Annotated in this window: 22 protein-coding genes and 1 other annotated feature; all 22 genes read left to right on the top strand. The window is 53.9% G+C overall.

The window, feature by feature from the left end; genetic code table 11:
* The first annotated feature begins 69 nt into the window (after nucleotides 1-69).
* The 22 genes from ETC05_RS04800 (at nucleotide 70) to lonB (ending at nucleotide 24666) form a co-directional block, all read left to right on the top strand.
* Nucleotides 70-678, top strand: a complete 609-nt coding sequence (locus tag ETC05_RS04800) for a succinate dehydrogenase cytochrome b558 subunit (protein ID WP_013144567.1) — start codon at nucleotides 70-72, stop codon at nucleotides 676-678.
* A gap of 169 nt (nucleotides 679-847) precedes the next feature.
* Complete coding sequence (gene sdhA / locus ETC05_RS04795) at nucleotides 848-2605, top strand: succinate dehydrogenase flavoprotein subunit (protein WP_011232146.1); 1758 nt, start codon at nucleotides 848-850, stop codon at nucleotides 2603-2605.
* 1 nt (nucleotide 2606) lies between these two features.
* On the top strand, nucleotides 2607-3368 hold the full coding sequence (sdhB, locus tag ETC05_RS04790) for a succinate dehydrogenase iron-sulfur subunit (protein ID WP_011232145.1): 762 nt from the start codon (nucleotides 2607-2609) through the stop codon (nucleotides 3366-3368).
* Nucleotides 3369-3601: 233 nt separating this feature from the next.
* A complete protein-coding gene (locus ETC05_RS04785; protein ID WP_008881129.1) occupies nucleotides 3602-3826 on the top strand; it encodes a helix-turn-helix domain-containing protein in 225 nt (74 codons plus the stop codon).
* Between the two features lie 209 nt (nucleotides 3827-4035).
* Nucleotides 4036-4479 carry a MarR family winged helix-turn-helix transcriptional regulator gene (locus ETC05_RS04780; protein ID WP_031407864.1) on the top strand — a complete coding sequence of 148 codons (444 nt, stop codon included), beginning with the start codon at nucleotides 4036-4038 and terminating at the stop codon, nucleotides 4477-4479.
* A 9-nt stretch (nucleotides 4480-4488) separates the two neighbouring features.
* Nucleotides 4489-5283, top strand: a complete 795-nt coding sequence (gene racE, locus ETC05_RS04775) for a glutamate racemase (RefSeq protein WP_031407865.1) — start codon at nucleotides 4489-4491, stop codon at nucleotides 5281-5283.
* A gap of 103 nt (nucleotides 5284-5386) precedes the next feature.
* The gene (locus tag ETC05_RS04770) at nucleotides 5387-6460 is read left to right on the top strand and encodes a GerMN domain-containing protein (protein ID WP_031407867.1); all 1074 of its coding nucleotides are present in this window, start codon (nucleotides 5387-5389) and stop codon (nucleotides 6458-6460) included.
* 376 nt (nucleotides 6461-6836) lie between these two features.
* Nucleotides 6837-7613: a ribonuclease PH gene (gene rph / locus ETC05_RS04765; protein WP_031407869.1), complete on the top strand. Its 777-nt coding sequence runs from the start codon at nucleotides 6837-6839 to the stop codon at nucleotides 7611-7613.
* Nucleotides 7610-8224: an XTP/dITP diphosphatase gene (locus ETC05_RS04760; RefSeq protein WP_031407871.1), complete on the top strand. Its 615-nt coding sequence runs from the start codon at nucleotides 7610-7612 to the stop codon at nucleotides 8222-8224. The genes rph and ETC05_RS04760 overlap by 4 nt, the downstream gene beginning before the upstream one ends.
* A complete protein-coding gene (locus tag ETC05_RS04755; protein ID WP_031407873.1) occupies nucleotides 8221-8727 on the top strand; it encodes a metallophosphoesterase family protein in 507 nt (168 codons plus the stop codon). Before ETC05_RS04760 ends, ETC05_RS04755 begins: the two co-directional genes overlap by 4 nt.
* Nucleotides 8728-9246: 519 nt before the next feature.
* Nucleotides 9247-10146, top strand: coding sequence for a branched-chain-amino-acid transaminase (gene ilvE, locus ETC05_RS04750; protein WP_031407874.1), 900 nt, complete (start codon nucleotides 9247-9249; stop codon nucleotides 10144-10146).
* Nucleotides 10147-10168: 22 nt separating this feature from the next.
* Nucleotides 10169-10435, top strand: a binding site (T-box leader).
* Between the two features lie 71 nt (nucleotides 10436-10506).
* On the top strand, nucleotides 10507-12246 hold the full coding sequence (gene ilvB, locus ETC05_RS04745; protein WP_171660474.1) for an acetolactate synthase large subunit: 1740 nt from the start codon (nucleotides 10507-10509) through the stop codon (nucleotides 12244-12246).
* Nucleotides 12225-12743, top strand: coding sequence for an acetolactate synthase small subunit (gene ilvN, locus ETC05_RS04740; protein WP_031407878.1), 519 nt, complete (start codon nucleotides 12225-12227; stop codon nucleotides 12741-12743). The genes ilvB and ilvN overlap by 22 nt, the downstream gene beginning before the upstream one ends.
* Before the next feature lie 169 nt (nucleotides 12744-12912).
* Entirely contained in the window at nucleotides 12913-13938 is a 1026-nt protein-coding gene (ilvC, locus tag ETC05_RS04735) for a ketol-acid reductoisomerase (RefSeq protein ID WP_171660473.1), read from the top strand.
* Nucleotides 13925-15472, top strand: coding sequence for a 2-isopropylmalate synthase (locus ETC05_RS04730; protein ID WP_031407881.1), 1548 nt, complete (start codon nucleotides 13925-13927; stop codon nucleotides 15470-15472). The genes ilvC and ETC05_RS04730 overlap by 14 nt, the downstream gene beginning before the upstream one ends.
* A 15-nt stretch (nucleotides 15473-15487) precedes the next feature.
* Nucleotides 15488-16603: a 3-isopropylmalate dehydrogenase gene (gene leuB, locus ETC05_RS04725; protein WP_171660472.1), complete on the top strand. Its 1116-nt coding sequence runs from the start codon at nucleotides 15488-15490 to the stop codon at nucleotides 16601-16603.
* A gap of 20 nt (nucleotides 16604-16623) precedes the next feature.
* Complete coding sequence (leuC, locus tag ETC05_RS04720) at nucleotides 16624-18039, top strand: 3-isopropylmalate dehydratase large subunit (protein WP_171660471.1); 1416 nt, start codon at nucleotides 16624-16626, stop codon at nucleotides 18037-18039.
* Nucleotides 18040-18134: 95 nt separating this feature from the next.
* Complete coding sequence (gene leuD, locus ETC05_RS04715; RefSeq protein WP_171660470.1) at nucleotides 18135-18728, top strand: 3-isopropylmalate dehydratase small subunit; 594 nt, start codon at nucleotides 18135-18137, stop codon at nucleotides 18726-18728.
* Between the two features lie 195 nt (nucleotides 18729-18923).
* Nucleotides 18924-19904 (top strand): tetratricopeptide repeat protein, encoded by a 981-nt coding sequence (locus ETC05_RS04710; protein ID WP_031407888.1) that lies wholly within the window; start codon nucleotides 18924-18926, stop codon nucleotides 19902-19904.
* A 164-nt stretch (nucleotides 19905-20068) separates the two neighbouring features.
* Nucleotides 20069-21355 carry a trigger factor gene (gene tig / locus ETC05_RS04705; RefSeq protein ID WP_171660469.1) on the top strand — a complete coding sequence of 429 codons (1287 nt, stop codon included), beginning with the start codon at nucleotides 20069-20071 and terminating at the stop codon, nucleotides 21353-21355.
* 229 nt (nucleotides 21356-21584) lie between these two features.
* Complete coding sequence (clpX, locus tag ETC05_RS04700; RefSeq protein ID WP_031407892.1) at nucleotides 21585-22850, top strand: ATP-dependent protease ATP-binding subunit ClpX; 1266 nt, start codon at nucleotides 21585-21587, stop codon at nucleotides 22848-22850.
* Nucleotides 22851-22992: 142 nt separating this feature from the next.
* Nucleotides 22993-24666: an ATP-dependent protease LonB gene (gene lonB / locus ETC05_RS04695; RefSeq protein WP_171660468.1), complete on the top strand. Its 1674-nt coding sequence runs from the start codon at nucleotides 22993-22995 to the stop codon at nucleotides 24664-24666.
* Nucleotides 24667-24717: the final 51 nt, after the last annotated feature.

Genomic DNA, 24717 nt, shown 5'->3' with positions numbered 1-24717 from the left:
AGGCGTTTCCGTTTCTGCATGGCGAGCGAGAGGGGCATATTTTTTATTCCATTGAAGGGGGTTTACATAATGGCAGGGAATCGCGAGTTTTACTATCGCCGGCTCCATTCGCTGCTGGGGGTTGTTCCCGTCGGCATCTTTTTAGTGCAGCACTTGGTCGTCAATCATTTTGCGACGCGTGGGCCGGAAGCGTTTAACCGGGCGGCGGCGTTTATGGAAAACTTGCCGTTCCGCTATTTTCTTGAAATTTTTGTTATTTTTCTCCCATTGCTGTTCCACGCTGTATACGGCATTTATATCGCGTTTACAGCGAAATTCAACACCCGCCAGTACGGCTATTTCCGCAACTGGATGTTTATGCTTCAGCGGATCACCGGCATCATTACATTGATTTTTGTCGTCTGGCACGTGTACGAGACGCGGGTGCAAGCCGCATTCGGCGCCGAAGTGAACTACGACATGATGGCCAACATTGTCGACAATCCGTTTATGCTTGGATTTTATATTGTTGGAATTTTGTCCACGGTCTTTCACTTCGCCAACGGCTTATGGTCGTTCTGCGTCAGCTGGGGGTTGACGGTGTCCCCTCGTTCGCAGCAAGTATTTACGTACATTACGATGATCATTTTCGTCGCGCTTTCCATTGTCGGCATTCGCGCCATTTTGGCGTTTGCGTGAGACAACCATTCCATTCCTGGGGAATGATTCGACGATGAACCGCTGCGTTGGCTCGTGACGGATCGCGCCCTAGCCGTTCGCCGAACGATCGCTTGGTCGATGGCGGGACGGCAAGGCAAAACGTGCGGCATGCAAGCAAAAGCAGCAATCTATTAGGGAGTGAGTAGCTATGAAAAAAGGAAAAATCATCGTTGTTGGCGGCGGGTTGGCCGGTTTGATGGCCACGATTAAAATCGCTGAAGCAGGAGTGCCTGTCGAACTGTTTTCGCTCGTTCCGGTAAAGCGTTCTCACTCTGTCTGTGCCCAAGGCGGCATCAACGGAGCGGTCAATACAAAAGGAGAAGGCGACTCTCCGTGGGAGCATTTTGACGATACCGTCTATGGCGGGGACTTCTTGGCGAATCAGCCTCCGGTCAAAGCGATGTGTGAAGCGGCGCCGGGGATCATTTACATGCTCGATCGGATGGGCGTCATGTTCAATCGGACGCCGGAGGGATTGCTTGACTTCCGCCGTTTCGGGGGGACGCAGCACCACCGGACCGCCTATGCGGGGGCGACGACTGGCCAGCAAATTTTGTATGCGCTTGACGAACAAGTGCGCCGCCATGAAGTGGCCGGGCTCGTCACGAAGTACGAACATTGGGAGTTTTTAGGCGTCGTTTTGGATGACGAGCAAATTTGCCGCGGCATCGTCGCACAAGATCTGCGATCCATGGAAATCAAAGCGTTTCCAGCCGATGCCGTCATTTTGGCGACCGGCGGCCCGGGGATCATTTTCGGGAAATCGACGAACTCGGTGATCAACACCGGTTCCGCGGCTTCGATCGCTTATCAGCAAGGCGTTTACTACGCGAACGGCGAGTTCATCCAAATCCACCCGACGGCCATTCCAGGCGATGACAAGCTCCGCCTTATGAGCGAATCGGCGCGCGGGGAAGGCGGACGCATTTGGACATATAAAGACGGGAAACCGTGGTACTTCCTTGAGGAAAAATATCCGGCTTACGGAAACTTGGTGCCGCGCGACATCGCGGCTCGGGAAATTTTCCATGTGTGCGTCGATTTGAAGCTCGGCATCAACGGCGAGAACATGGTGTATTTGGATTTGTCGCATAAAGATCCGAAAGAGTTGGATGTCAAGCTCGGCGGCATTATCGAAATTTACGAGAAGTTCATGGGCGAAGACCCGCGCAAAGTGCCGATGAAGGTGTTCCCGGCCGTTCACTACTCGATGGGCGGCTTATGGGTCGATTATGATCAAATGACGAACATCAAAGGGCTGTTCGCCGCCGGCGAGTGCGATTATTCCATTCATGGGGCGAACCGCCTCGGGGCGAACTCGCTGCTATCGGCGATTTACGGCGGAATGGTCGCTGGTCCGAACGCCGTTCGCTACATCCGCGGTCTTGAGAAATCGGCGGATGCAATGCCGTCGACGCTGTACGACAGCTATGTGAAACGAGAGCAAGAAAAGTGGGAAAACATTTTGGCGATGGACGGCACTGAAAACGCCTATGTGCTGCATAAAGAGCTCGGTGAATGGATGACGGCGAACGTGACGATCGTCCGCTACAACGACCGGCTGTTGAAGACGGATGAAAAAATTCAGGAGCTGATGGAGCGTTACAAAAACATCAGCGTCACCGATACGTCGAGATGGAGCAACCAAGGAGCGACGTTTATCCGTCAGCTGTACAACATGTTGCAGCTCGCCCGCGTCATTACGCTTGGCGCTTACCATCGCAATGAAAGCCGTGGGGCGCATTATAAGCCGGAGTTTCCGGAGCGCAATGACGAAGAGTGGCTGAAAACGACGATGGCTCGCTACACGCCAGACGGTCCGGCGTTCCATTATGAAGATGTTGACGTCTCGTTGATTAAACCGCGCAAGCGCGATTACAGCAAAAAGAAAGAGGAAGTGAAGTAAGATGAGCGAGAACAAAACGGTTCGTTTGATCATTACGCGCCAAGATCGTCCGGATTCTGCGCCGTATGAAGAAGAGTTTGTGATTCCGTATCGCCCGAACATGAACGTCATCTCGGCGCTCATGGAGATCCGCCGCAATCCGGTCAACGCCAAAGGGGAAAAAACGACGCCGGTCGCTTGGGAAATGAACTGTTTGGAAGAAGTGTGCGGAGCCTGTTCGATGGTGATTAACGGCAAGCCGCGCCAGGCGTGCGCCGCGCTCATTGACAAGCTCGAGCAGCCGATCCGTCTTGAGCCGATGCGCACGTTCCCGGTCATCCGCGATTTGGTCATCGATCGAAGCCGGATGTTTGATGCGTTGAAGCGAGTGAAAGCTTGGATTCCGATCGACGGAACGTACGACTTGGGTCCGGGGCCGCGCATGCCGGAGCGGAAGCGGCAATGGGCGTACGAGCTGTCAAAATGCATGACGTGCGGCGTCTGCCTCGAAGCGTGTCCGAACGTCAACAGCAAGTCGAACTTTATTGGCCCGGCTCCGCTGTCGCAAGTGCGGCTCTTTAACGCCCATCCGACCGGGGCGATGCATAAAGCGGAACGGTTGCGGGCGATTATGGGCGACGGCGGACTGGCCAACTGCGGCAACTCGCAAAACTGCGTGCAATCGTGCCCGAAAGGCATTCCGTTGACGACATCGATTGCGGCGTTAAACCGCGAAACGACGATTCAAATGTTCCGCGATTTCTTTGGCAGCGACGAAGTGTAGCGGCGGAATCAAAATCCCCTTCATTCGAAATAGACATGAGGGGGATTTTTTTGTTTTGCTGGACAAGCGGAAGCTAACCGTCTCCGGCGAACCGAAAGATGAAGAAAAAAGACCCATTTTTCTATTAGATAAGCAAATTTTCGTCACCGCCGTTCTTGCTCTCACATACGATATGGCGAGGAAATACCCATCCGGCAGTTCGGGCCCATTGAGAGCAAGGAGGGTTACAACCGTTGAAGGACAAATCGTTTCAATCGAAGCCGCTTTTGACAAAAAGAGAAAAAGAAGTCTTCGAATTGCTCGTGCAAGACAAGACGACGAAAGAGATCGCCAAAGAGCTGTTTATCAGCGAGAAAACAGTTCGCAACCATATTTCGAATGCGATGCAAAAGCTTGGGGTCAAGGGGCGCTCGCAAGCTGTCATCGAATTGCTTCGAATGGGCGAACTTGAACTATAAACGATGCCGGCTTTCCTTGTTGGACAGCCGGCTGTTATGTTCCCTTGCGGCCGGACGAGGCTTGGCGCCCGTCCGGCCTTCGTCCGCGGCAGCCGCCGCATTTTTTATGTTGATTATCTTTGCCGGTGTTGTAAAATGAAAAGTAAGAATAGCTGTCGACGCAAGCCGCCGTTTGAGGCTGGCCGCGGAAACGATCAAGGAGAGATGGTATGCCGTCTGCGATGAATGAAAGAACGGTTGCTGAGTTAGAAAAATTGCTTCGCTATATCGCCGCCAATTTGAAACAGCGCGGCCGTGAAATTTTAACCAACTATCCGATCACGCCCCCGCAGTTTGTCGCTTTGCAATGGCTGCTTGAAGAAGGGGACTTGACGGTCGGCGAGTTATCGAACAAAATGTATTTGGCGTGCAGCACAACGACCGACTTGGTCGACCGCATGGAGCGGAATGGACTTGTCGCCAGAGTCCGCGACGAACACGACCGCCGCGTCGTCCGCATCCACTTGCTTGAAAAAGGGGAGCGCATTATCGAAGAAGTGATTGAGAAACGCCAGCGCGATCTAGCCAGTGTGCTGGAAAGCTTTTCAGACGAGGAAATCGTCGTCTTTGAGCGTTGTTTGCGCAAATTGCATCAAGAAATGACGAAAGAATGAGGCGATCACTTGGAAAGAGCAATTGGTGTCATTGACTCAGGAGTCGGCGGTTTGACCGTCGCCAAAGAAATTATGAGGCAGCTGCCGAAAGAACAAATTATTTACTTAGGAGACACCGCGCGTTGCCCATACGGGCCGCGGCCGGTGGAAGAAGTCCGTCGATTTACGTGGCAAATGATCGATTACTTGCGGCAATATCCGTTGAAAATGCTTGTTATCGCCTGCAACACCGCCACGGCGGTCGCGCTTGACGATGTGCGAGCGAAGCTGGACATTCCTGTGCTTGGCGTCATTCATCCCGGCGCTCGCGCCGCCCTGAAAGCGACCAGGCACGGGCACATCGGCGTCATCGGCACGATTGGCACGATCCGAAGCCGGGCGTATGAAAAGGCGCTTCAATCGATCAATCCGCGCGTCCAAGTCGAGAGTTTGGCCTGTCCGAAGTTCGTTCCGCTGGTGGAAAGCGGCGACTTTGAAGGGCAGGAGGCGATGGCGATCGTCGCCGAATCGCTCGCTCCGCTCCGCCCGCTGCCGATCGATGTGCTGATTTTAGGCTGCACGCATTATCCGTTGCTCGCGCCGCTCATTCGCACGTATATGGGCAAACGCGTGAAGCTCATTTGCTCAGGCGGTGAGACAGCTCGTGAAGTGAGCGCGATTTTGCATCACAGCCAGCTCCTTTACACCGGTGAGCGCGAACCGGAGCATTTGTTTTTCACGACTGGGCCGAAAGAGCTGTTTGAAAAGATTTCCGGGAAGTGGTTTGGCAAGCCGATCGGCACGGTTGAGGCGATTCGGCTGTAAGCAAAAATCCTTTAGCGTCCATGCGCTAAAGGATTTTTTTATTCTATTTTGGCAAACGGCTCGTATACATAGTAGTACAAACTACGAGTAGGAGGGAACGTCAATGAATCGGACGACTCACATATGGGCGGCGCCGCTGCTCGCCTCGCTGTTGTTGCTTGGCGGTTGCGGCTTGTTTGGGCGAGATGAGGCGGTGAAGGAGATCGATCCGCCGCAAGAGACGAGTTATGTCAAAGACGGCCAAGCGCTTCAGGAAACGACGGAAAGCCAAAAGGAAGGAAAAGAGAAAGCGAAGGCCACCGAGACGGTGAAAAGAGAGCTGTATTTAATTGACAAAAACGGCTTTGTCGTGCCGCAAACAGTAGAATTGCCGAAAACGCAGGCCGTGGCGAAACAAGTACTCGAATATTTGGTTGAAGACGGACCTGTGTCAGAAATGTTGCCGAACGGCTTCCGCGCCGTCATTCCGGCAGGCACAACGGTGCTTGGTACAAAATTAGAAAAAGATGGAACATTGATCGCCGACTTTTCACCGGAGTTTAAAAACTATAAGCCGGAGGACGAAAAACGAATTTTGCAGGCGATTACGTGGACATTGACGCAATTTGACAATATCAAGCGCGTCAAAATCCGCATCAACGGCTACGATCAAAACGTGATGCCGGTCAATAAAACACCGATTCAAGACGGGGTGAGCCGCGCCGATGGCATCAATATGGAAGCGAGCGGTGTGCCAGACATTACGAATACGCATCCGGTCACCGTTTATTTTGTCGCCCAACAAGGGAACAACACATACTATGTGCCGGTGACGCGGCGTGTGTCCAACAAGGAGAAAGATGATATTGCCGCGGCCGTCAACGAACTGATTCAAGGGCCGGAACAAGGAAGCGGGCTTGTCGGTGTCTTTCAGCCGGACGCGAAGCTTGTCGATGCCCCGAAATATGAGGATGGCAAAGTGACGCTCAACTTTAACGAAGGCATTTATGGCAGCAACAAGAAAAACGTCATTTCCGACGTCGTGTTGAATTCCCTCGTTTTGTCGCTCACTGAGCAAAAGGGAGTCGAAAGCGTGGCGATTACAGTCAACGGAAAAGCCAATCTCGTTACAGAGGATGGCAAGCCGCTCACCAAGCCGGTTGCCCGGCCGCAAAACGTCAATACCGGAACGTTTTAACATAGTTCCGAAAGAAGTCTTCCACTTCGAAGGCGGAGTGAAAGTGGGAGATGAATTTTCGGTTGGTGATAGCCAACCAATCGGAGATCATATATGGTTAGAACGGACGCCTTCGCAACGAAGGGAAGCGAAAGGGTTTTGGTGTGTGGCTTGCCGTTCAACGAACACATACAAGCTGCTTGAAGCCTGCCCCTCTCCGCCAAGCGCAGGTGGCGGGCGGTTCGCCTGGTTGACGCTTGGCAAGCTGGAAACGAATAGGCTGTTATGGTATAACAAAGAGGTGGAACAATTCCGCCTCTTTCTTTTTTCAGCCGGGCGGTATGCAACGTGTCAGCGTATGGAGATGAATGGAAGATGGAAAAGGAGGATCCAGCTGATGAGAATGGACGGACGAAGCAACCGCGAGCTGCGCCCTGTACATATACACCCGCATTATATGAAACACGCGGAAGGCTCAGTGCTCATTGAAATCGGTGATACGAAAGTCATTTGCACGGCGACGGTCGAAGAGAAAGTGCCGTCGTTTATGCGCGGCGGCGGCAAAGGATGGATTACGGCCGAATATGGGATGCTGCCGCGGGCGACAGAGCAGCGGAATGCGAGGGAGGCGAGCAAAGGGAAAGTTTCAGGGCGGACGATGGAAATTCAGCGCTTGATCGGCCGCGCGCTTCGCTCGGTGGTGGATCTCGAGCGGCTGGGCGAGCGGACCGTTTGGATTGATTGCGATGTCATTCAGGCGGATGGCGGAACGCGGACGGCGTCAATCACTGGTGCGTATGTCGCGCTCGTGTTGGCGCTTGCGAAACTGGTCGAAGAAGGGAGGCTCGAGACGCTTCCGGTTCGCGATTTCCTTGCCGCGACATCGGTCGGCATCGATCCGGAACATGGGGTCGTTCTCGATTTGAATTACATCGAGGATGCGCGGGCGAAAGTCGATATGAACGTCGTCATGACGGGAAGCGGTCAATTCGTCGAAATTCAGGGGACTGGAGAGGAAGCGTCTTTTTCGCGCGCCGAGCTTGACGAATTGTTGGAAGCGGCGCAAGCGGGAATCATACAGCTCATTGCGCTTCAGCGCCGCGCGTTGGGTGAGTGGGCAGCGCAGATCGGTGGCGGGCAGAACGAAGCGTACAGAGAGGGAGAGGGAGAGTGAAGGAGATCGTCATTGCGACCAAAAACGCCGGCAAAGCGCGCGAATTCGCCGCTTTGTTCGCCAAGCGAGGCATCCGCGTGAAATCGCTGCTTGATTTTCCAGACGTCCCGGATATCGAAGAAACGGGGAACACCTTTGCAGAAAATGCAGTGCTCAAAGCAGAAACAGCGTCGCGGTGTCTAAAGCGGCCGGTGATCGCTGATGATTCCGGGCTCGTGGTCGATGCGCTCGGCGGCCGGCCGGGCGTCCATTCGGCCCGTTACGCCGGCGAAGATAAAAACGATGCACGCAACATAGCCAAGTTGCTTCGCGAGCTTGACGGAGTGCCAATGGGGCGGCGCACAGCCCGCTTTCATTGCGCGCTCGCGGTCGCAATCCCAGGGCGGCCTACCGCCGTCGTTGAAGCGACATGCGATGGTTATATCGCCGAAGCGCCGCGGGGGGAAGGCGGCTTCGGTTATGATCCGATTTTTTATCTTCCAGAACGAGGAAAAACAATGGCGGAGCTCGCGCCGGAGGAAAAAAATCAAATTAGCCATCGCGCCAAGGCGCTGGCGAAGCTCGATGAGCAGTGGGAGGAGATCGTCGGTGGAAAGGGGCGGACGGAATGAAGGCGGTCATTGTGAGCGACAGCCATGGGTTGACGGCCGAACTTCGCCGCATTGTTGAACGCCATCGCCATGAAGCGGATTTGTTTATCCATTGCGGCGACTCGGAGCTGGAGGTGGGGGCAGACGAGATCGCCCCATTTGCCGTCGTGCGCGGCAATTGCGATTTCGCCGCGTTTCCTGCCGAGCGCATCGAAGAGGTAGGCGGCGTTCGGTTTTTTGTCACCCACGGCCATTTATATGGGGTGAAAACGTCGCTTTTGCGTTTATCCTATCGCGCGCAAGAAACAGGGGCACATGTCATTTGTTTCGGCCACTCGCATTTGGCCGGTGCTGAACAAATCGATGGGTTGCTGTTCATCAATCCCGGCAGCATCGCCTTGCCCCGGGGAAGAAAAGAAAAAACGTACGCGGTGCTGACGGTCGACAGCGGACGGGCGCACGTCCAGTTTTATGAAGTGGATGGGCAGCCTATTCTCAAAATGGAACGAACGTTTTCTATCTAAGCCGGCAAAACCGCCGGCTTTTTCACGGTAAGCAAGGCCGCTTCAATAGGTTCGCTTTCAAAATGGAAGTGTCATATAGCGTGTTTGGAAAGGGGGCCCGTGTTTGGGCCGCCTTTTTTCGTTTTGGGGAGATGAAGTGGAAAAAGGCGCATCGTTTTGATTCGCCATTTTCATGTCCGAGTGAGAAGCGAACGTTGCTTACGGATCTGATCTTTTCTATCAGAAAAATGAGCGCGCCTTGAGCCCGTTATGTTCATATCGAATGAGGAGCGAACTGCGCTCAAGGGCGTTTTCTATGAGACGGCAAAGAAAGAAAAAATTTTTTTATATCGGCAAAACCTTGATTCTATCACAATGTAAGCGCATTCAAATAGTTTGACCAATCCGAATTTTCAAAAAACGTTATTGACGGCGCAAAGGTTTCGGATTATTATAATTTTCAAATAAGAGAAACGACTCAACACGATGATCGAGCCGTTCAAAGCAACTGCTGACTGATCAAGGAAGAGGGGAACCGAAGTGGGCGAACAATGGATCTTTTTAAACGGGGAATTTGTCACGAAAGAAAACGCCAAAATTTCTGTGTATGACCATGGGTTTTTGTACGGCGATGGAGTGTTTGAGGGCATCCGCGTCTACAGCGGCAACGTATTTCGTCTTGAAGAGCATATCGATCGGCTGTACAATTCAGCGAAATCGATTTTGCTTGACATTCCATATACAAAGGACGAAATGATTGGCCACGTGCTCGAAACGATCCGCCGCAACGGCTATCAAGATGCGTACATTCGCTTAGTCGTCTCGCGCGGGGTCGGCGATTTAGGGCTGGATCCGTACAAATGCAAAACGCCGCAGGTCGTCATTATCGTCGAACCGCTCGCACTCTTTCCAAAACATTTATATGAAACCGGCATCGAAGTGGTGACAGTGGCGACGCGCCGCAACCGCTCCGATGTGTTGAGTCCGAAAGTCAAATCGCTCAACTATTTAAACAACGTGCTGGTCAAAATTGAGGCCCATTTGGCGAATGTGAGCGAAGCGCTCATCTTAAACGATCAAGGCTATGTCGCGGAAGGTTCGGGAGACAATGTGTTCATCATCAAAAACGGCGTCATTTATACGCCGCCTGGGTATGTTGGGGCGCTTGAAGGCATCACGCGCCAAGCGATCATCGAAATCGCTGGGGATCTCGGCTATACGGTGAAAGAGGAGCCGTTCACCCGCCATGATGTGTATGTCGCGGATGAAGTGTTTTTGACAGGGACGGCGGCCGAAGTCATTTCCGTCATTAAAGTCGACGGCCGGACGATCGGCGACGGGGCGCCGGGTCCGCATACAAAGCGGTTGCTTGAAGAGTTCCGCCGCCGCGTGGTCGTCGAAGGAGTGAAAGTGTATCCGACGAACGCCAATGTCGGTTGATCGTCCATGACAAGTGGATAGCGAAAAAGCGTTGACGAGGATAAGTAGTCAGCGGGGCCAACATCCACAGAGAGCCGGGGGAGCTGCGAACCGGTGATGTTGCCGCTTGATGAACTCACCTCTGAGCGCCAGCCTGAACGCCGGACGGTTAGTAGGGCTGGACGAGTGAAGACGCGCGCTTCACTCGTTACCAAAATGAGCGGCCGGTTTTGACTGGCCGCTCCTGAGGCGGCCGTCATGGCCGTGAAGAAGGGTGGTACCGCGGAAAGGAAACCTTTTCGCCCCTTTGGCTGGAAAATACCAGCCATCGTGGGCGAAAAGGTTTTTTATATGCATGACAAACAACGGGGAGGATGGATGATGGCAAAAATGAAGGTCGAGGAACAGGAAAAGGCGAAGACGAAAACGAGAATGAACGGATCATTGATGTTGATTGAGGCGCTGAAAGCGGAGCGGGTGGAAGTCATTTTCGGCTATCCGGGCGGGGCGGTGCTCCCGCTGTATGATGAGCTGTATAAGGCGGGAGTGTTTCACGTGTTGACTCGTCATGAGCAGGGGGCGATTCATGCAGCGGAAGGATACGCGCGCATTTCGGGGAAACCGGGGGTCGTCATCGCCACTTCCGGCCCGGGGGCGACCAACCTCGTCACCGGATTGACCGATGCGATGATGGATTCGTTGCCGCTCGTCGTCTTTACCGGGCAAGTGGCGACAAGCGTCATCGGCTCGGACGCGTTTCAAGAGGCGGACGTCGTCGGCATTACGATGCCAATCACCAAGCACAACTACCAAGTGCGCGACATCAGCGAGTTGCCAAGGATCATCAAAGAGGCGTTTCACATTGCGACGACCGGGCGGCCGGGGCCGGTGTTGATCGACATTCCAAAAGACATTACGACGGCCGAAGGGGAGTTTGATTATGATCAAGACGTTCATTTGCCTGGCTATCAGCCGACGACGCAGCCGAACCATTGGCAAATCCGTCGGCTTGTCGAGGCGGTCAGCCAATCAAAGCGGCCGGTCATTTTAGCCGGCGCCGGCGTCTTGCACGCCAATGCGGCTGACGAATTGCGGCAATACGCCGAGCAGCAAAACATTCCGGTCGTCCATACGCTTCTTGGCCTTGGCGGCTTCCCGGCCGACCATCCGCTTTTCCTCGGCATGGCCGGCATGCATGGTACGTATACGGCGAATATGGCGCTGTACGAATGCGATTTGCTCATCAACATCGGCGCCCGATTCGATGACCGGGTCACCGGCAATTTAAAGGATTTTGCGCCAAAGGCGACGGTCGCCCATATTGACATCGACCCGGCGGAGATCGGCAAAAACGTGCCGACGAAGATTCCGATCGTCAGCGATGCGAAAGCCGCCTTGCAAGAGCTGATCGCCCAGCAAGGCAAGCCGGCGGACACGGCGGCGTGGCTTGCGCAGCTTGATGAATGGAAGCGGCGCTTCCCACTTCATTACGAACCGGAAGCCGGCGCGATCAAACCGCAAAAACTGATCGAGATGATCTATGAAATGACAAACGGCGAGGCGATCGTGACGACTGACGTCGGCCAGCATCAAATGTGGGCGGCGCAATATTACAAATTCAACCGGCCGCATCGGTGGGTGACGTCCGGGGGGCTCGGCACGATGGGGTTCGGTCTTCCGGCGGCGATCGGCGCCCAGCTCGCCGACCGGAGCGCCACGGTCGTGTCGATCGTCGGCGACGGCGGTTTCCAAATGACGTTCCAAGAGCTGTCGGTCATTCAAGAATTGCAGCTGCCGATCAAAATCGTCATCGTCAACAATCAAGCGCTCGGCATGGTGCGGCAATGGCAGGAGCTGTTTTATGACAAACGGTACTCCCATTCGCTCATTCCGAACCAACCGGATTTCGTCAAGCTTGCCGAAGCGTACGGCATGCTGGGGCTGCGGGCGAAGACCGAGGCGGAAGCGGCCGACGTGTTAAAACAGGCGTTTGCCATCAACGGTCCGGTGCTGCTTGACTTTCATGTCCGCGCCGACGAGAACGTCTATCCGATGGTCGCGCCCGGCAAAGGGCTTCATCAAATGGTGGGGGTGAAAGCATGCGAAGAATCATCACAATGACCGTCAACAACCGCCCCGGCGTCTTAAACCGCATCACCGGGCTGTTTACGAAGCGGCATTACAACATCGAAAGCATCACCGTCGGCCATACGGAAATCGAGGGGATTTCGCGGATGACATTTGTCGTCAATGTCGACGACGAACGGACCGCGGAACAAATCATCAAGCAGCTGAACAAGCAGATCGACGTGTTGAAAGTCAATGACATCACCGACCAGGCGATCGTCGCCCGCGAGCTGGCGCTCATTAAAGTGTCTGCTCCGCCTTCGGTCCGCCAGGAAATTTACACGCTCATCGAGCCGTTCCGCGCCTCGATCGTCGACGTCAGCAAAGACAGCCTTGTCATTCAAGTGACCGGCGAGCCGGACAAAGTCGAGGCGCTGATTGAACTGCTGCGCCCATATGGCATCAAAGAAGTGGCGCGCACGGGAACGACCGCGTTTACCCGCGGGGCGCAAAAAGCGACGACGAATCAGAAAACGGCGTTCATTATTTAAATCTTGCTCGCCAGCGCCAGCGCTTGTTCTTTCAACGCGCATCAAAAAACGGTGTTCATGATTTAACAGCTATCATAACAAAACCGTGCTGATCGCTTCATGGAACCGCCAAACAAGGGGCGGCCAAGCGTAGGGATGGTCAAACTACAGAACAAAGGAGAGGGTAATCATGGCAAAAGTCTACTATAACGGGGATGCAAACGAACAATACCTGCAAGGGAAAACGGTCGCGATCATCGGTTACGGCTCGCAAGGCCACGCTCATGCGCAAAACTTGCGCGACAGCGGCGTTCGCGTCATCGTCGGACTGCGGAAAGGAAAATCATGGGAGCAGGCAGAACAAGACGGATTTGAGGTGTATTCAGTCCGCGAAGCGGCGAAGCAGGCGGATCTCGTCATGGTGCTGCTGCCGGATGAGAAGCAGCCGGCCGTGTACAAAGAGGAAATCGAGCCGGCGCTCGAGCCGGGCAACGCGCTTGTATTCGCGCACGGCTTTAACATCCATTTCAGCCAAATCGTCCCGCCGAATCATGTTGACGTCTTCTTGGTTGCGCCGAAAGGTCCAGGCCATCTCGTGCGGCGCACGTATGCCGAAGGAGCGGGCGTGCCGGCGCTCATCGCTGTCTATCAGGATGTGACCGGACACGCCAAAGAAACGGCGCTCGCCTACGCGAAGGCGATTGGTGCCACTCGGGCTGGAGTGCTGGAGACGACGTTCAAAGAAGAAACGGAAACGGACTTGTTCGGGGAACAAGCGGTGCTTTGCGGCGGGCTGACCGCGCTCATTAAAGCGGGGTTTGAGACGCTTGTTGAAGCCGGGTATCAACCGGAAGTCGCGTATTTTGAATGTTTGCACGAAATGAAGCTAATCGTCGACCTCCTTTATGAGGGCGGGTTGTCGTGGATGCGGTATTCGATTTCTGATACGGCGCAATGGGGGGACTTTATCACCGGCCCGCGCATTATTAATGACGCGGTGAAAGAGGAAATGAAAAAGGTGCTCGATGACATTCAAACCGGCAAATTCGCGAAGAGCTGGATTTTGGAAAACCAAGCGAACCGTCCGGAGTTCAACGCCATCAACCGGCGTGAAAACGAGCATTTGATCGAAATCGTCGGACGCGAACTGCGAAGCATGATGCCGTTTGTGAAAGCAAAACAAGTGGAGGCGGTGGTGCCAGGTGCGAAACATTAAGTTTTTTGATACCACATTGCGTGACGGGGAACAATCCGCTGGCGTGAATTTGAATTTGCAAGAAAAATTAGAAATTGCCCGCCAGCTTGAACGGCTGCGGGTGGACATCATCGAGGCGGGCTTCCCCGCCTCATCCAAAGGGGATTTTGAGGCGGTCAAACAAATCGCGGAAACGGTGAGAACATGCTCGGTCACCGGGTTGTCGCGCTCGGTCCGAAGCGACATCGATGCGGCATGGGAGGCGTTAAAGGGCGGCGCAGAGCCGCGGCTCCACCTATTCATCGCCACCTCGCCGATCCATATGGTGCATAAATTGCGGATGACGCCGGAACAAGTGATTGAGACGGCAGTGGAAGCGGTGAAATACGCCAAACGCTTTTTCCCGATCGTCCAATGGTCGGCGGAAGACGCGTGCCGGAGCGAGTTGCCGTTTTTGGCGAGAATCGTCGCCGAGGTCATTAAAGCGGGCGCCTCGGTGATCAACATTCCCGATACGGTCGGCTATATTACGCCGAAAGAATACGGGGAGATTTTCCTCTATTTACGAAACAATGTTCCGAATATTGAAAATGTTTCACTCTCCGCTCATTGTCATGATGACTTGGGGATGGCGGTGGTGAATTCGCTGTCGGCCATTGAACACGGGGCGACGCAAGTCGAGTGTACGATCAACGGCATCGGCGAGCGGGCCGGCAATGCGGCGCTCGAGGAAATCGCCGTCGCTCTTCACATCCGCAAAGACTACTATCAGGTGGAAACGCGCCTCAATTTGCAGGAAATTAAGCGCACAAGCAATCTTGTCAGCAAGCTGACTGGGATGGTCGTTCCGCCGAACAAAGCGGTGGTCGGCAAAAACGCGTTTGCGCATGAATCGGGCATCCATCAAGACGGCGTCTTAAAAGAAAAAACGACATACGAAATCATTTCTCCGGAGCTTGTCGGCGTGCCGTCAAACTCGATGGTGCTCGGCAAACATTCCGGCCGCCATGCGCTCCGCAATCGGGTCGAGGAGCTCGGCTACACGTTGTCCGACGAAGAAATCAATCAGCTGTTTGTCCGTTTTAAAGAATTGGCCGACAAAAAGAAGGACATTACCGACGACGATTTAATCGCGTTGATTTTCGAAGAGAAGTTCGACCACTTCAAAGATTTTTATCAATTGTCTTCCATTCAAGTGCAATACGGGACCAATCAAATTCCGACGGCGGTTGTTGTGCTGAAAGACGGGAAGGGGAACGAAATCCAAGAAGCGGCGACCGGCGCCGGCAGCGTCGAGGCGCTGTACAATACATTGGAACGTTGTTTCCAAACGCCGGTGATGCTGCTTGACTATCGGATTGAATCGGTCGGCGGCGGCCGCGATGCGTTGGCGCAAGTGTTTGTCAAAGTGCGCGCCCATGACATCGAGACGAGCGGGCGCGGCACCGCGCAAGACGTGTTGGAAGCATCTGCAAAAGCGTACATCAACGCCATCAACCGTGTGTTTATGATCGAAGCGATGCGCGGCGAAAACGAGAAAGTAACAACACCATAAAATGGAGGGGTCAGCATGGGAAACTATCGGATTGCTGTCTTGCCAGGGGACGGCATCGGCCAAGAAGTGACGGCCGGAGCGGTAGAGGTATTGAAAGCGGTCGGGATTCGCTTTGGCCACGAATTTACGTTTGAATATGGATTGATCGGCGGAGCGGCAATCGATGAAACGGGGACGCCGCTCCCTGAGGAAACGCTTCGCCTTTGTCGGGAAAGCGATGCGGTGCTTCTCGGGGCGGTCGGCGGTCCGAAGTGGGATGACAACCCTCCGCATTTGCGCCCGGAAAGAGGATTGCTTGCCGTTCGCAAGCAGCTTGACTTATATGCCAACTTGCGGCCAGTTGTTTGTTATGATCGTTTGGCTTCCGCTTCGCCGTTAAAACCGGATCTCGTGCAAGGAGTCGATTTTGTCATCGTCCGTGAGCTGACCGGCGGCATTTACTTCGGCCAGCCGAGCGGCCGCGTCGTCGAAAACGGCGAAGAAAAAGCAGTGGATACCTTGCTATATAAAAAGGAGGAAATCGAACGGATCGTCCGCATGGCGTTTATACTTGCACGCGGGCGGAAGAAAAAAGTGACGTCGGTCGACAAGGCGAACGTCCTCTCGTCAAGCCGTCTATGGCGGGAAGTGGCCGAGGAGGTGGCCAAACAATTCCCAGATGTCGAGCTTGAACATATGCTTGTCGACAATGCGGCCATGCAGCTCATCCGCGCGCCGAAGCAGTTTGACGTCATCGTGACGGAAAACATGTTTGGCGATATTTTAAGCGACGAAGCCTCCATGTTGTCCGGATCGCTCGGGATGCTGCCGTCAGCCAGCTTATCCGCTTCCGGTCCGAGCTTGTATGAGCCGGTGCACGGTTCAGCGCCTGATATCGCCGGCATGAACAAAGCCAATCCGATCGCGGCGATTTTGTCCGCTGCGATGATGCTTCGCCTGTCGTTCGGGCTTGCCACCGAGGCGGAAGCGATCGAACAGGCGGTGCATCAGGCGCTTGAGGCAGGTTTGCGCACTGCCGACTTGGCGCCAAGCGGCGGCCGCGTCGTATCAACGAACGAAATGGTCGAAGAAATCAAAACGGCGGTGCTGGATGATACAGCCATTGCGCAAATTATGACCGTTTATGCCTAAGATGCGCGAGGTGAAAGCCAATGAAGCCGAAAACGATTATTGATAAAATTTGGGAAAACCACGTCGTCTACCGTGAGGAGGGCAAACCGGATTTATTGTACATTGATTTGCACTTAGTGCATGAAGTGACCTCGCCGCAAGCGTTTGAAGGGTTGCGGCAAAAAGGGCGGAAGGTGCGGCGGCCGGACTTGACGTTTGCGACGATGGACCATAACGTGCCGACCGTTAACCGATTTGTGATTACCGACGAAGTGGCGCGCAACCAAATTGCCGCCTTGGAGCGCAACTGCCGCGAATTTGGGATTCCACTCGCCGATTTGCATAGCGACGAGCAAGGGATCGTTCACGTCATCGGCCCCGAGCTCGGCTTGACTCAGCCGGGAAAAACGATCGTCTGCGGCGACAGCCACACCTCGACGCACGGGGCGTTTGGCGCCTTGGCGTTTGGCATCGGCACGAGCGAAGTCGAACACGTGCTGGCGACCCAAACGCTTTGGCAGCATAAGCCGAAAACGCTGCAAATCCGCATCAACGGCCGCCTTGGCAAAGGGGTGACGGCGAAAGACGTCATTTTGGCCATCATCGGCCGCTATGGCGTCGGCGTCGGCACCGGCTACATCATCGAGTTTACCGGGGAGGCCATTCGCCGCATGTCGATGGAAGAGCGGATGACGATTTGCAACATGTCGATCGAAGCCGGGGCCCGGGCTGGACTCATCAGCCCGGATGAAACGACGTTTGCCTATTTGCGCGGGCGCAAATATGCGCCAAAAGGTGAGGAGTTTGACAAGGCCGTGGAGCGGTGGAAGGCGCTTGCCACCGATGAAGGGGCGGAATACGACCGAACGATTGAAATCGATGCCTCGACGATCGCCCCCATGGTGACGTGGGGCACGAACCCGGCGATGAGCACATCGGTTGACGGTGTCGTGCCGCATCCCGAGCAATTTGAAAGCAAAACAGAGCAAAACGCGGTGCGTCGGGCGCTTGAGTATATGGGGCTCAAGCCGGGCACGCCGATTACGGATATTCCGGTGCAGCACGTCTTCATCGGTTCATGTACGAACTCGCGCCTTAGCGATTTGCGCGCGGCGGCGAGCATCGTCAAAGGCAAAAAAGTAGCCCCAGGCGTACGGGCGCTCGTCGTGCCTGGGTCGCAGCAAGTGAAAAAGCAAGCCGAAGCGGAAGGGTTGGCGCAAATTTTCATTGACGCCGGTTTTGAATGGCGCGACTCCGGCTGCAGCGCCTGCTTGGGCATGAACCCGGACATCATCCCCGAAGGCGAGCACTGTGCGTCAACGTCGAACCGCAACTTTGAAGGGCGGCAAGGAAAAGGAGCGCGCACGCATCTCGTCAGCCCAGTGATGGCAGCGGCGGCCGCGATTTACGGACATTTTGTCGATGTGCGCCAGCTTGAAGCCGAGCCGGTCTGTTAAATCGACGATCGTGACTGCAAAAGGGGCGGCGCGGCATCCTAGGAGGCCGCGCCCCTCCGCCATCAGTGACATCCATAACGGAAGGGGAAAGGACGATGAAGCCGTTTACAATCCACCGTGGAAAAACCGCCGGCATCGATCGGGCGAATATTGATACCGATCAAATCATTCCAAAGCAGTTTTTGAAGCGGATTGAACGCACCGGCTTTGGCCAGTTTCTCTTTTACGATTGGCGGTATTTGAGCGACGGCACGCCAAATCCAGAGTTTGAGCTCAACCGCCCGGAAAACGAAGGGGCGACGATTTTAGTCGCCGATGAAAACTTCGGCTGCGGCTCATCGCGCGAACATGCACCGTGGGCGCTGCAAGATTACAGATTCCGCGCAATCATTGCTCCATCGTTCGCCGACATTTTTTACAACAACTGCTTAAAAAATGGGCTGTTGCCGATCCGGCTGGATAAAGCGGACGTCCGCTACCTGTTGCGCCAAAGCGAGCGCCCCGATTATGAACTGACCATTTCGCTTGAAGAACAGCGGGTATTTGACGATGAAGGGTTTTCGCGTCGGTTTGACATCGACCCGTATCGAAAACAGCTGCTGTTAAAAGGATGGGATGAAATTGATTTAACGTTTGTATATGAACCGTATATTCAAGCGTATGAACAACAGCATAGCCCACGGCCGTAAGCGTCTGTCTTTTGCGGTGCAACGTGGCGGCAAACATCGGCTGTTCCGCCGTTATTTTGGCAGGAACAGCCGATTTGTTTTGCCTATAGGAGGATGAAGAAAACGGATGGCGGCAGCAAGTGCCAAAAGGGTCAGCTTGTTTCGGTTAAGAAAACTTGTTACACTTGTGGTAAACACACATAGGAGCGGGCGAAGATGAACGAAAAAAAAGGAAAAATCATCATGTTTCCGCAAACGAAAGAACGGCTGATGGAAGAGGCGTTTGCCGCGCTCGAGGCGAAGCGGTATAAGGAAGCGCTCCGCTTTTTGCGCACCGCTGAGCAGCTCGGTGATGACAGCTTCCCCATCCGGTTTGGGCTTGCTGTTTGTTGCTATGAGCTTGGGGAATACGATGAGGCGGAGCGGCGCCTCGCCGCCTTGCTTGACGAACAGCCGAACAACAGCGATCTGTTGCAAATGTATCTCGCCGTGCTGTTGCAAACAAACCGATACAGCAAGGCGGAAATGGTGATCCACAACGCCTTGCGCCGTCCGTCCCTATCCGTTTCGTTGCGCGAACAGCTTCACCAGCTGCTTCGCTTCAGTGAAAAAATGAACGCCCGCACGCTTCCGCCAGCGGAGTGGAAGCAGGTGAAACGGCTGCTTGAGTCTGGGGACATTGCGGAGCAGCTGCAGCTCATTAAGCAGCTCGAAAAAGAAGACATCACCCCGGTGCTCCCGCTGCTCAAGCAATATTTATGCACACCGGAAAAAAGCCCGATGGCGAAAACGATGCTTCTTCGCTTGTTGACAGGGAAGCGAGTCAGCGAAACGGTGACGGTTGAAAAGTTTGGCCGTTGTGTGGAGGTCGTCCCGTCCATGTTGGACGAACAGACGGAGACGGAATTTGCTTCATCGCTGCTGAGTCGGCTTGAACAGCAGCTTGCGGCGGAAAGCCCGAGCTTATACGAAACAGCGGCGGAAATTTGGCTTCGCTATGCATACGTTTTGTATCCGTTCCCGCCTGATCCGGCGGACGTCGATGCATGGCTTGCCGCCCTTCATTGGATGGCGAATCGGTTTTTAGGCTTGGATGCTGACACAACCGCTTTGGCCGATCGCTATGGTGTGGAGGAGGCGAAGATGGCAAGGCTTTGCCAAAAGCTATACGAAATCGAAGAACTTTCCTTCCTCTAATGACTCGTTCTCTGTTGAAACATGGCTTTTGTATGTTATAATATAATGGCTGTGCTATGTATCTGTTTTCGCATAATGGTCTACATAATCGGGCATCATAAAAAGTCATGGACAAGCGGATTGCGCTATGGTCCGAGCAATGATTTCAGGTGGAGGGAACAAGGATGTCAGTCAAATGGGAAAAGCTTGAAGGGAACGAAGGCGTATTGACCGTTGAGGTTGACGCCGAGAAAGTGAACAAAGGCTTGGACGCCGCGTTTAAAAAAGTGGTGAAAAACATCACGCTTCCGGGCTTCCGCAAGGGGAAAGTGCCGCGCGTTCTGTTTGAAAAACGGTTCGGCGTTGAAGCGCTCTATCAAGATGCGCTCGACATTTTGCTGCCAGAGGCGTATGCCAAAGCGGTCGAAGAGGCAGGCATCGAACCGGTGTCAATGCCAGAGATTGACATTGAGCAAATGGAAAAAGGCAAAAGTTTAATTTTCAAAGCGAAAGTGACTGTAAAGCCGGAAGTGAAGCTCGGTCAATACAAAGGGCTTGAAGTGGAAAAAATGGATACAACCGTGGCGGACGAAGATGTCGAAAACGAATTGAAACGTTTGCAAGAAAATTACGCCGAACTTGTCGTTAAAGAAGACGGGACGGTGGAAAACGGCGATACGGTCGTCATCGATTTCGAAGGGTTTGTTGACGGCGAACCGTTTGAAGGCGGCAAGGCGGAGAACTATTCGCTTGAAATCGGCTCTGGAACGTTCATTCCGGGCTTTGAAGAGCAGCTTGTCGGCATGAAAGCCGGTGAAGAAAAAGAAATTCAAGTCACGTTTCCGGACGAATACCATGCGAAGCAATTGGCCGGCAAAGCGGCGACATTTAAAGTGAAAGTGCATGAAGTGAAAGCGAAACAGCTGCCAGCGCTTGACGATGAGTTTGCCAAAGACGTCGATGACGAAGTCGAAACGCTCGACGAGCTGAAGGCGAAAATCCGCGCTCGGCTGGAAGAAGCGAAAAAGAATGAAGCGGAAACCGCGCTGCGCAACGCGGTTGTCGAAAAAGCGGCGGCCAACGCCGAAATGGATATTCCAGAGGTCATGATCAAAAATGAAACAGACCGGATGCTTCGCGAGTTTGATCAGCGCCTGCAAATGCAAGGGATGAACTTGCAAATGTACTATCAGTTCTCCGGCCAAGACGAAGCGGCATTGCGCGAGCAAATGAGAGAGGATGCTGAAAAACGGGTGCGTGCGGCGCTGACGCTCGAGGCGATCGCGAAAGCGGAAAACATCGAAGTAACCGATGAGGAAGTGAACAAAGAGCTGGAAAAAATGGCGGAAGCCTACAAGCTGAGCGTCGACAAGATCAAAGAGCTGCTCGGCAGCTTAGATGGCGTCAAAGAAGATTTAAAATGGCGAAAAACGGTCGATTTTCTTGTAGAGCACAGCAAGGTTGCGGCATAATAATAAATGTAAGGAAAGAACAAGGCGCGAGACGTTCGTGCCTTGTTCTTTCTCTCACCAATGGCAGCTGAACAGCAATTTTCAAACTTTTCTAACGAATAACAGTTTTTTCATTCGCTTTTTCACAAATGTTTATGGTAAAATAGCGAATACATACGTTTTTGCAACAAAGGGTGGCGAGACACGATACATACGCACGTGCGATTTCGTTGGCAAGGGGTGAAATGACATGTTTAAGTTTAATGATGAAAAAGGGCAATTGAAATGCTCGTTCTGCGGCAAAACACAAGATCAAGTGCGCAAGCTGGTCGCCGGTCCGGGCGTTTACATTTGCGATGAGTGCATCGAATTGTGCACCGAGATTGTGGAAGAAGAGCTTGGCAATGAGGAAGAATTTGAATTTAAAGACGTGCCGAAACCGTTGGAAATTCGGGAAATTCTAGATGAGTACGTCATCGGTCAAGACGAGGCGAAAAAATCGCTCGCCGTTGCTGTTTACAACCATTATAAACGGATCAATTCCGGCAGCAAAATCGACGATGTTGAGCTGTCGAAAAGCAACATTTTGATGATCGGGCCGACCGGGAGCGGGAAAACGCTGTTGGCGCAAACATTGGCGCGCATTTTGAACGTGCCGTTTGCCATCGCTGACGCGACGTCGCTCACGGAAGCGGGCTACGTCGGCGAGGATGTCGAAAACATTTTGTTAAAGCTCATCCAAGCGGCTGATTATGACGTCGAACGGGCGGAAAAAGGCATCATTTACATCGATGAAATTGACAAAATCGCCCGTAAATCGGAAAACCCTTCCATCACCCGTGACGTATCCGGTGAAGGCGTGCAACAGGCGCTGTTGAAAATTTTAGAAGGGACCATTGCCAGCGTTCCGCCGCAGGGCGGCCGCAAACATCCGCATCAAGAGTTCATCCAAATCGACACGACGAACATTTTGTTCATTTGCGGAGGGGCGTTTGACGGCATCGAGCCGATCATCAAGCGCCGCCTTGGCAAAAAAGTGATCGGGTTTGGCGCGGAAATGAACCAGACGGATGTCGACGAGAAAAACTTGTTGTCGAAAGTGCTGCCGGAAGACTTGCTCAAGTTTGGGCTCATTCCGGAGTTCATCGGCCGCCTGCCGGTCATTACGACGCTCGAGCCGCTCGACGAACAGGCGTTGATTGACATTTTGACGAAACCGAAAAATGCCATTGTCAAGCAATACCAAAAAATGCTTGAGCTTGACGGTGTTGAGCTTGAGTTTGAGGAAGCGGCGCTTCGCGAAATCGCGAAAAAAGCGATTGAACGGAAAACGGGCGCGCGCGGTCTTCGTTCGATCATCGAAGGGATTATGCTCGATGTGATGTTTGAGTTGCCGTCGCGCGAAGATGTGCAAAAATGCATTATTACCCTAGAGACCGTGCGCGGCACGAAGCCGCCGACACTCATCCGCCATGACGGCACCGTCATCGAGTTGGAACGGAAAACATCTGCCTGATGGAAAACCGCCTTTTTCCGGCGGTTTCTTTTTTTGCCGCCCATGCCCTGGGCGCCGGCCGGCGCTTTTTTTGTTTATTCCCGTCCGTTCACGGAGATACTATCATACTACATACCATCTAGAGGCAGGAGGATATCGGGGCATGGATTGGACGAACATCGTGCTTCTTATTCAGCTGTTTTTCGGGGTCATCATCGGCCTTTATTTTTGGAATTTGCTAAGAGGGCAGCGTGTGCAAAAAGTCTCGATTGATAAAGAGTCGCGCAAAGAGATGGAACAGCTCCGCAAGCTGCGTTCGATTTCGCTCACCGAGCCGCTGGCGGAAAAAGTGCGGCCGAAAAGTTTTGCTGACATTGTCGGTCAGGAAGATGGCATCAAGGCGTTAAAAGCGGCTTTATGCGGGCCAAACCCGCAGCATGTCATCATTTACGGCCCCCCTGGCGTCGGCAAGACAGCGGCGGCTCGTCTTGTGCTTGAGGAAGCGAAAAAAAACCCGCTCTCCCCGTTTAAGAAAAATGCGGTGTTCGTGGAGCTTGACGCGACGACGGCGCGCTTTGACGAGCGCGGCATCGCTGACCCGCTCATCGGCTCGGTGCACGACCCGATTTACCAGGGGGCCGGGGCGATGGGGCAAGCCGGCATTCCCCAGCCGAAGCAAGGGGCGGTGACGAACGCCCACGGCGGCGTTTTATTCATCGACGAAATCGGCGAGCTTCATCCGATCCAAATGAACAAGTTGTTGAAAGTGTTGGAGGACCGGAAAGTATTTTTTGAAAGCGCCTATTACAGCAAAGAAAATCCGCAAATCCCAAGCCATATTCACGATATTTTCCAAAATGGGCTGCCGGCTGATTTCCGTCTTGTCGGGGCGACGACTCGCACGCCGAACGAAATTCCTCCGGCCATTCGCTCCCGCTGCTTGGAAGTGTTTTTCCGTGAACTCGATCAAGACGAAATCGCCTTGATCGCCAGAAAGGCGGCGGAAAAAATTCGCTTGAATGTGTCAGAAAGCGGCATTCGCCTCCTTGCCTCCTATGCGCGCAATGGACGGGAGGCGGTCAACATGATGCAAATCGCTGCTGGTCTCGCTATTACAGAAAACCGGGAGAAAATTTTAGACAAAGATATTGAATGGGTGATTCAATCAAGTCAGATGACCCCGCGTTATGAGAAGAAAATTGCGTCTGCCCCGGCGGTCGGCGTCGTCAATGGCCTTGCCGTGTACGGTCCGAACACCGGTGCGCTGCTCGAAATTGAGGTGACCGCCTTGCCGGCGAAAGGAAAAGGATCGATCAATGTCACCGGCATTATCGAAGAGGAAAGCATCGGCAGCGCAGAAAAATCGGTGCGGCGCAAAAGCATGGCGCGCGGCTCGGCGGAAAACGTCATTACAGTGTTGCGAGCGATGGGCGTGCCAGCGGACCGCTACGACATTCATGTCAACTTTCCGGGCGGGGCGCCGGTTGACGGTCCTTCAGCCGGAGTGGCGATTGCGGTCGGCATTTATTCCGCCATTTACCAGCTGCCAGTCGATCATACGGTCGCGATGACCGGAGAAATCAGCATCCGCGGCTGCGTGAAACCGGTCGGCGGCGTGTTCGCCAAAATCAAAGCGGCCAAACAAGCCGGGGCGAAAAAAGTCATCATCCCGATTGAGAATATGCAATCGCTTCTAGGCGAAGTCAACGGCATTCAAATCATCGCCGTCCGCCGCCTTGAGGAAGTGCTCGTCCATGTGTTCGGCGAAGAGGCGCTCCGCCGCGGCCCCGCGCTGCTGCCCGCAGCTATGGACCGCTCGGAGAAAAAGCTCGTCTAGCCAAAGGAAACGGCGGCAAGGCGAACGATTGGCAACCAAAGCGGGCGGTCC

Origin of the sequence: Geobacillus sp. BMUD (assembly GCF_013096845.1) — a bacterium.
GTDB lineage: Bacteria > Bacillota > Bacilli > Bacillales > Anoxybacillaceae > Geobacillus > Geobacillus vulcani.
The sequence above is the reverse complement of the archived record's forward strand: the minus strand, read 5'-3'. Positions and strand labels throughout refer to the sequence as shown.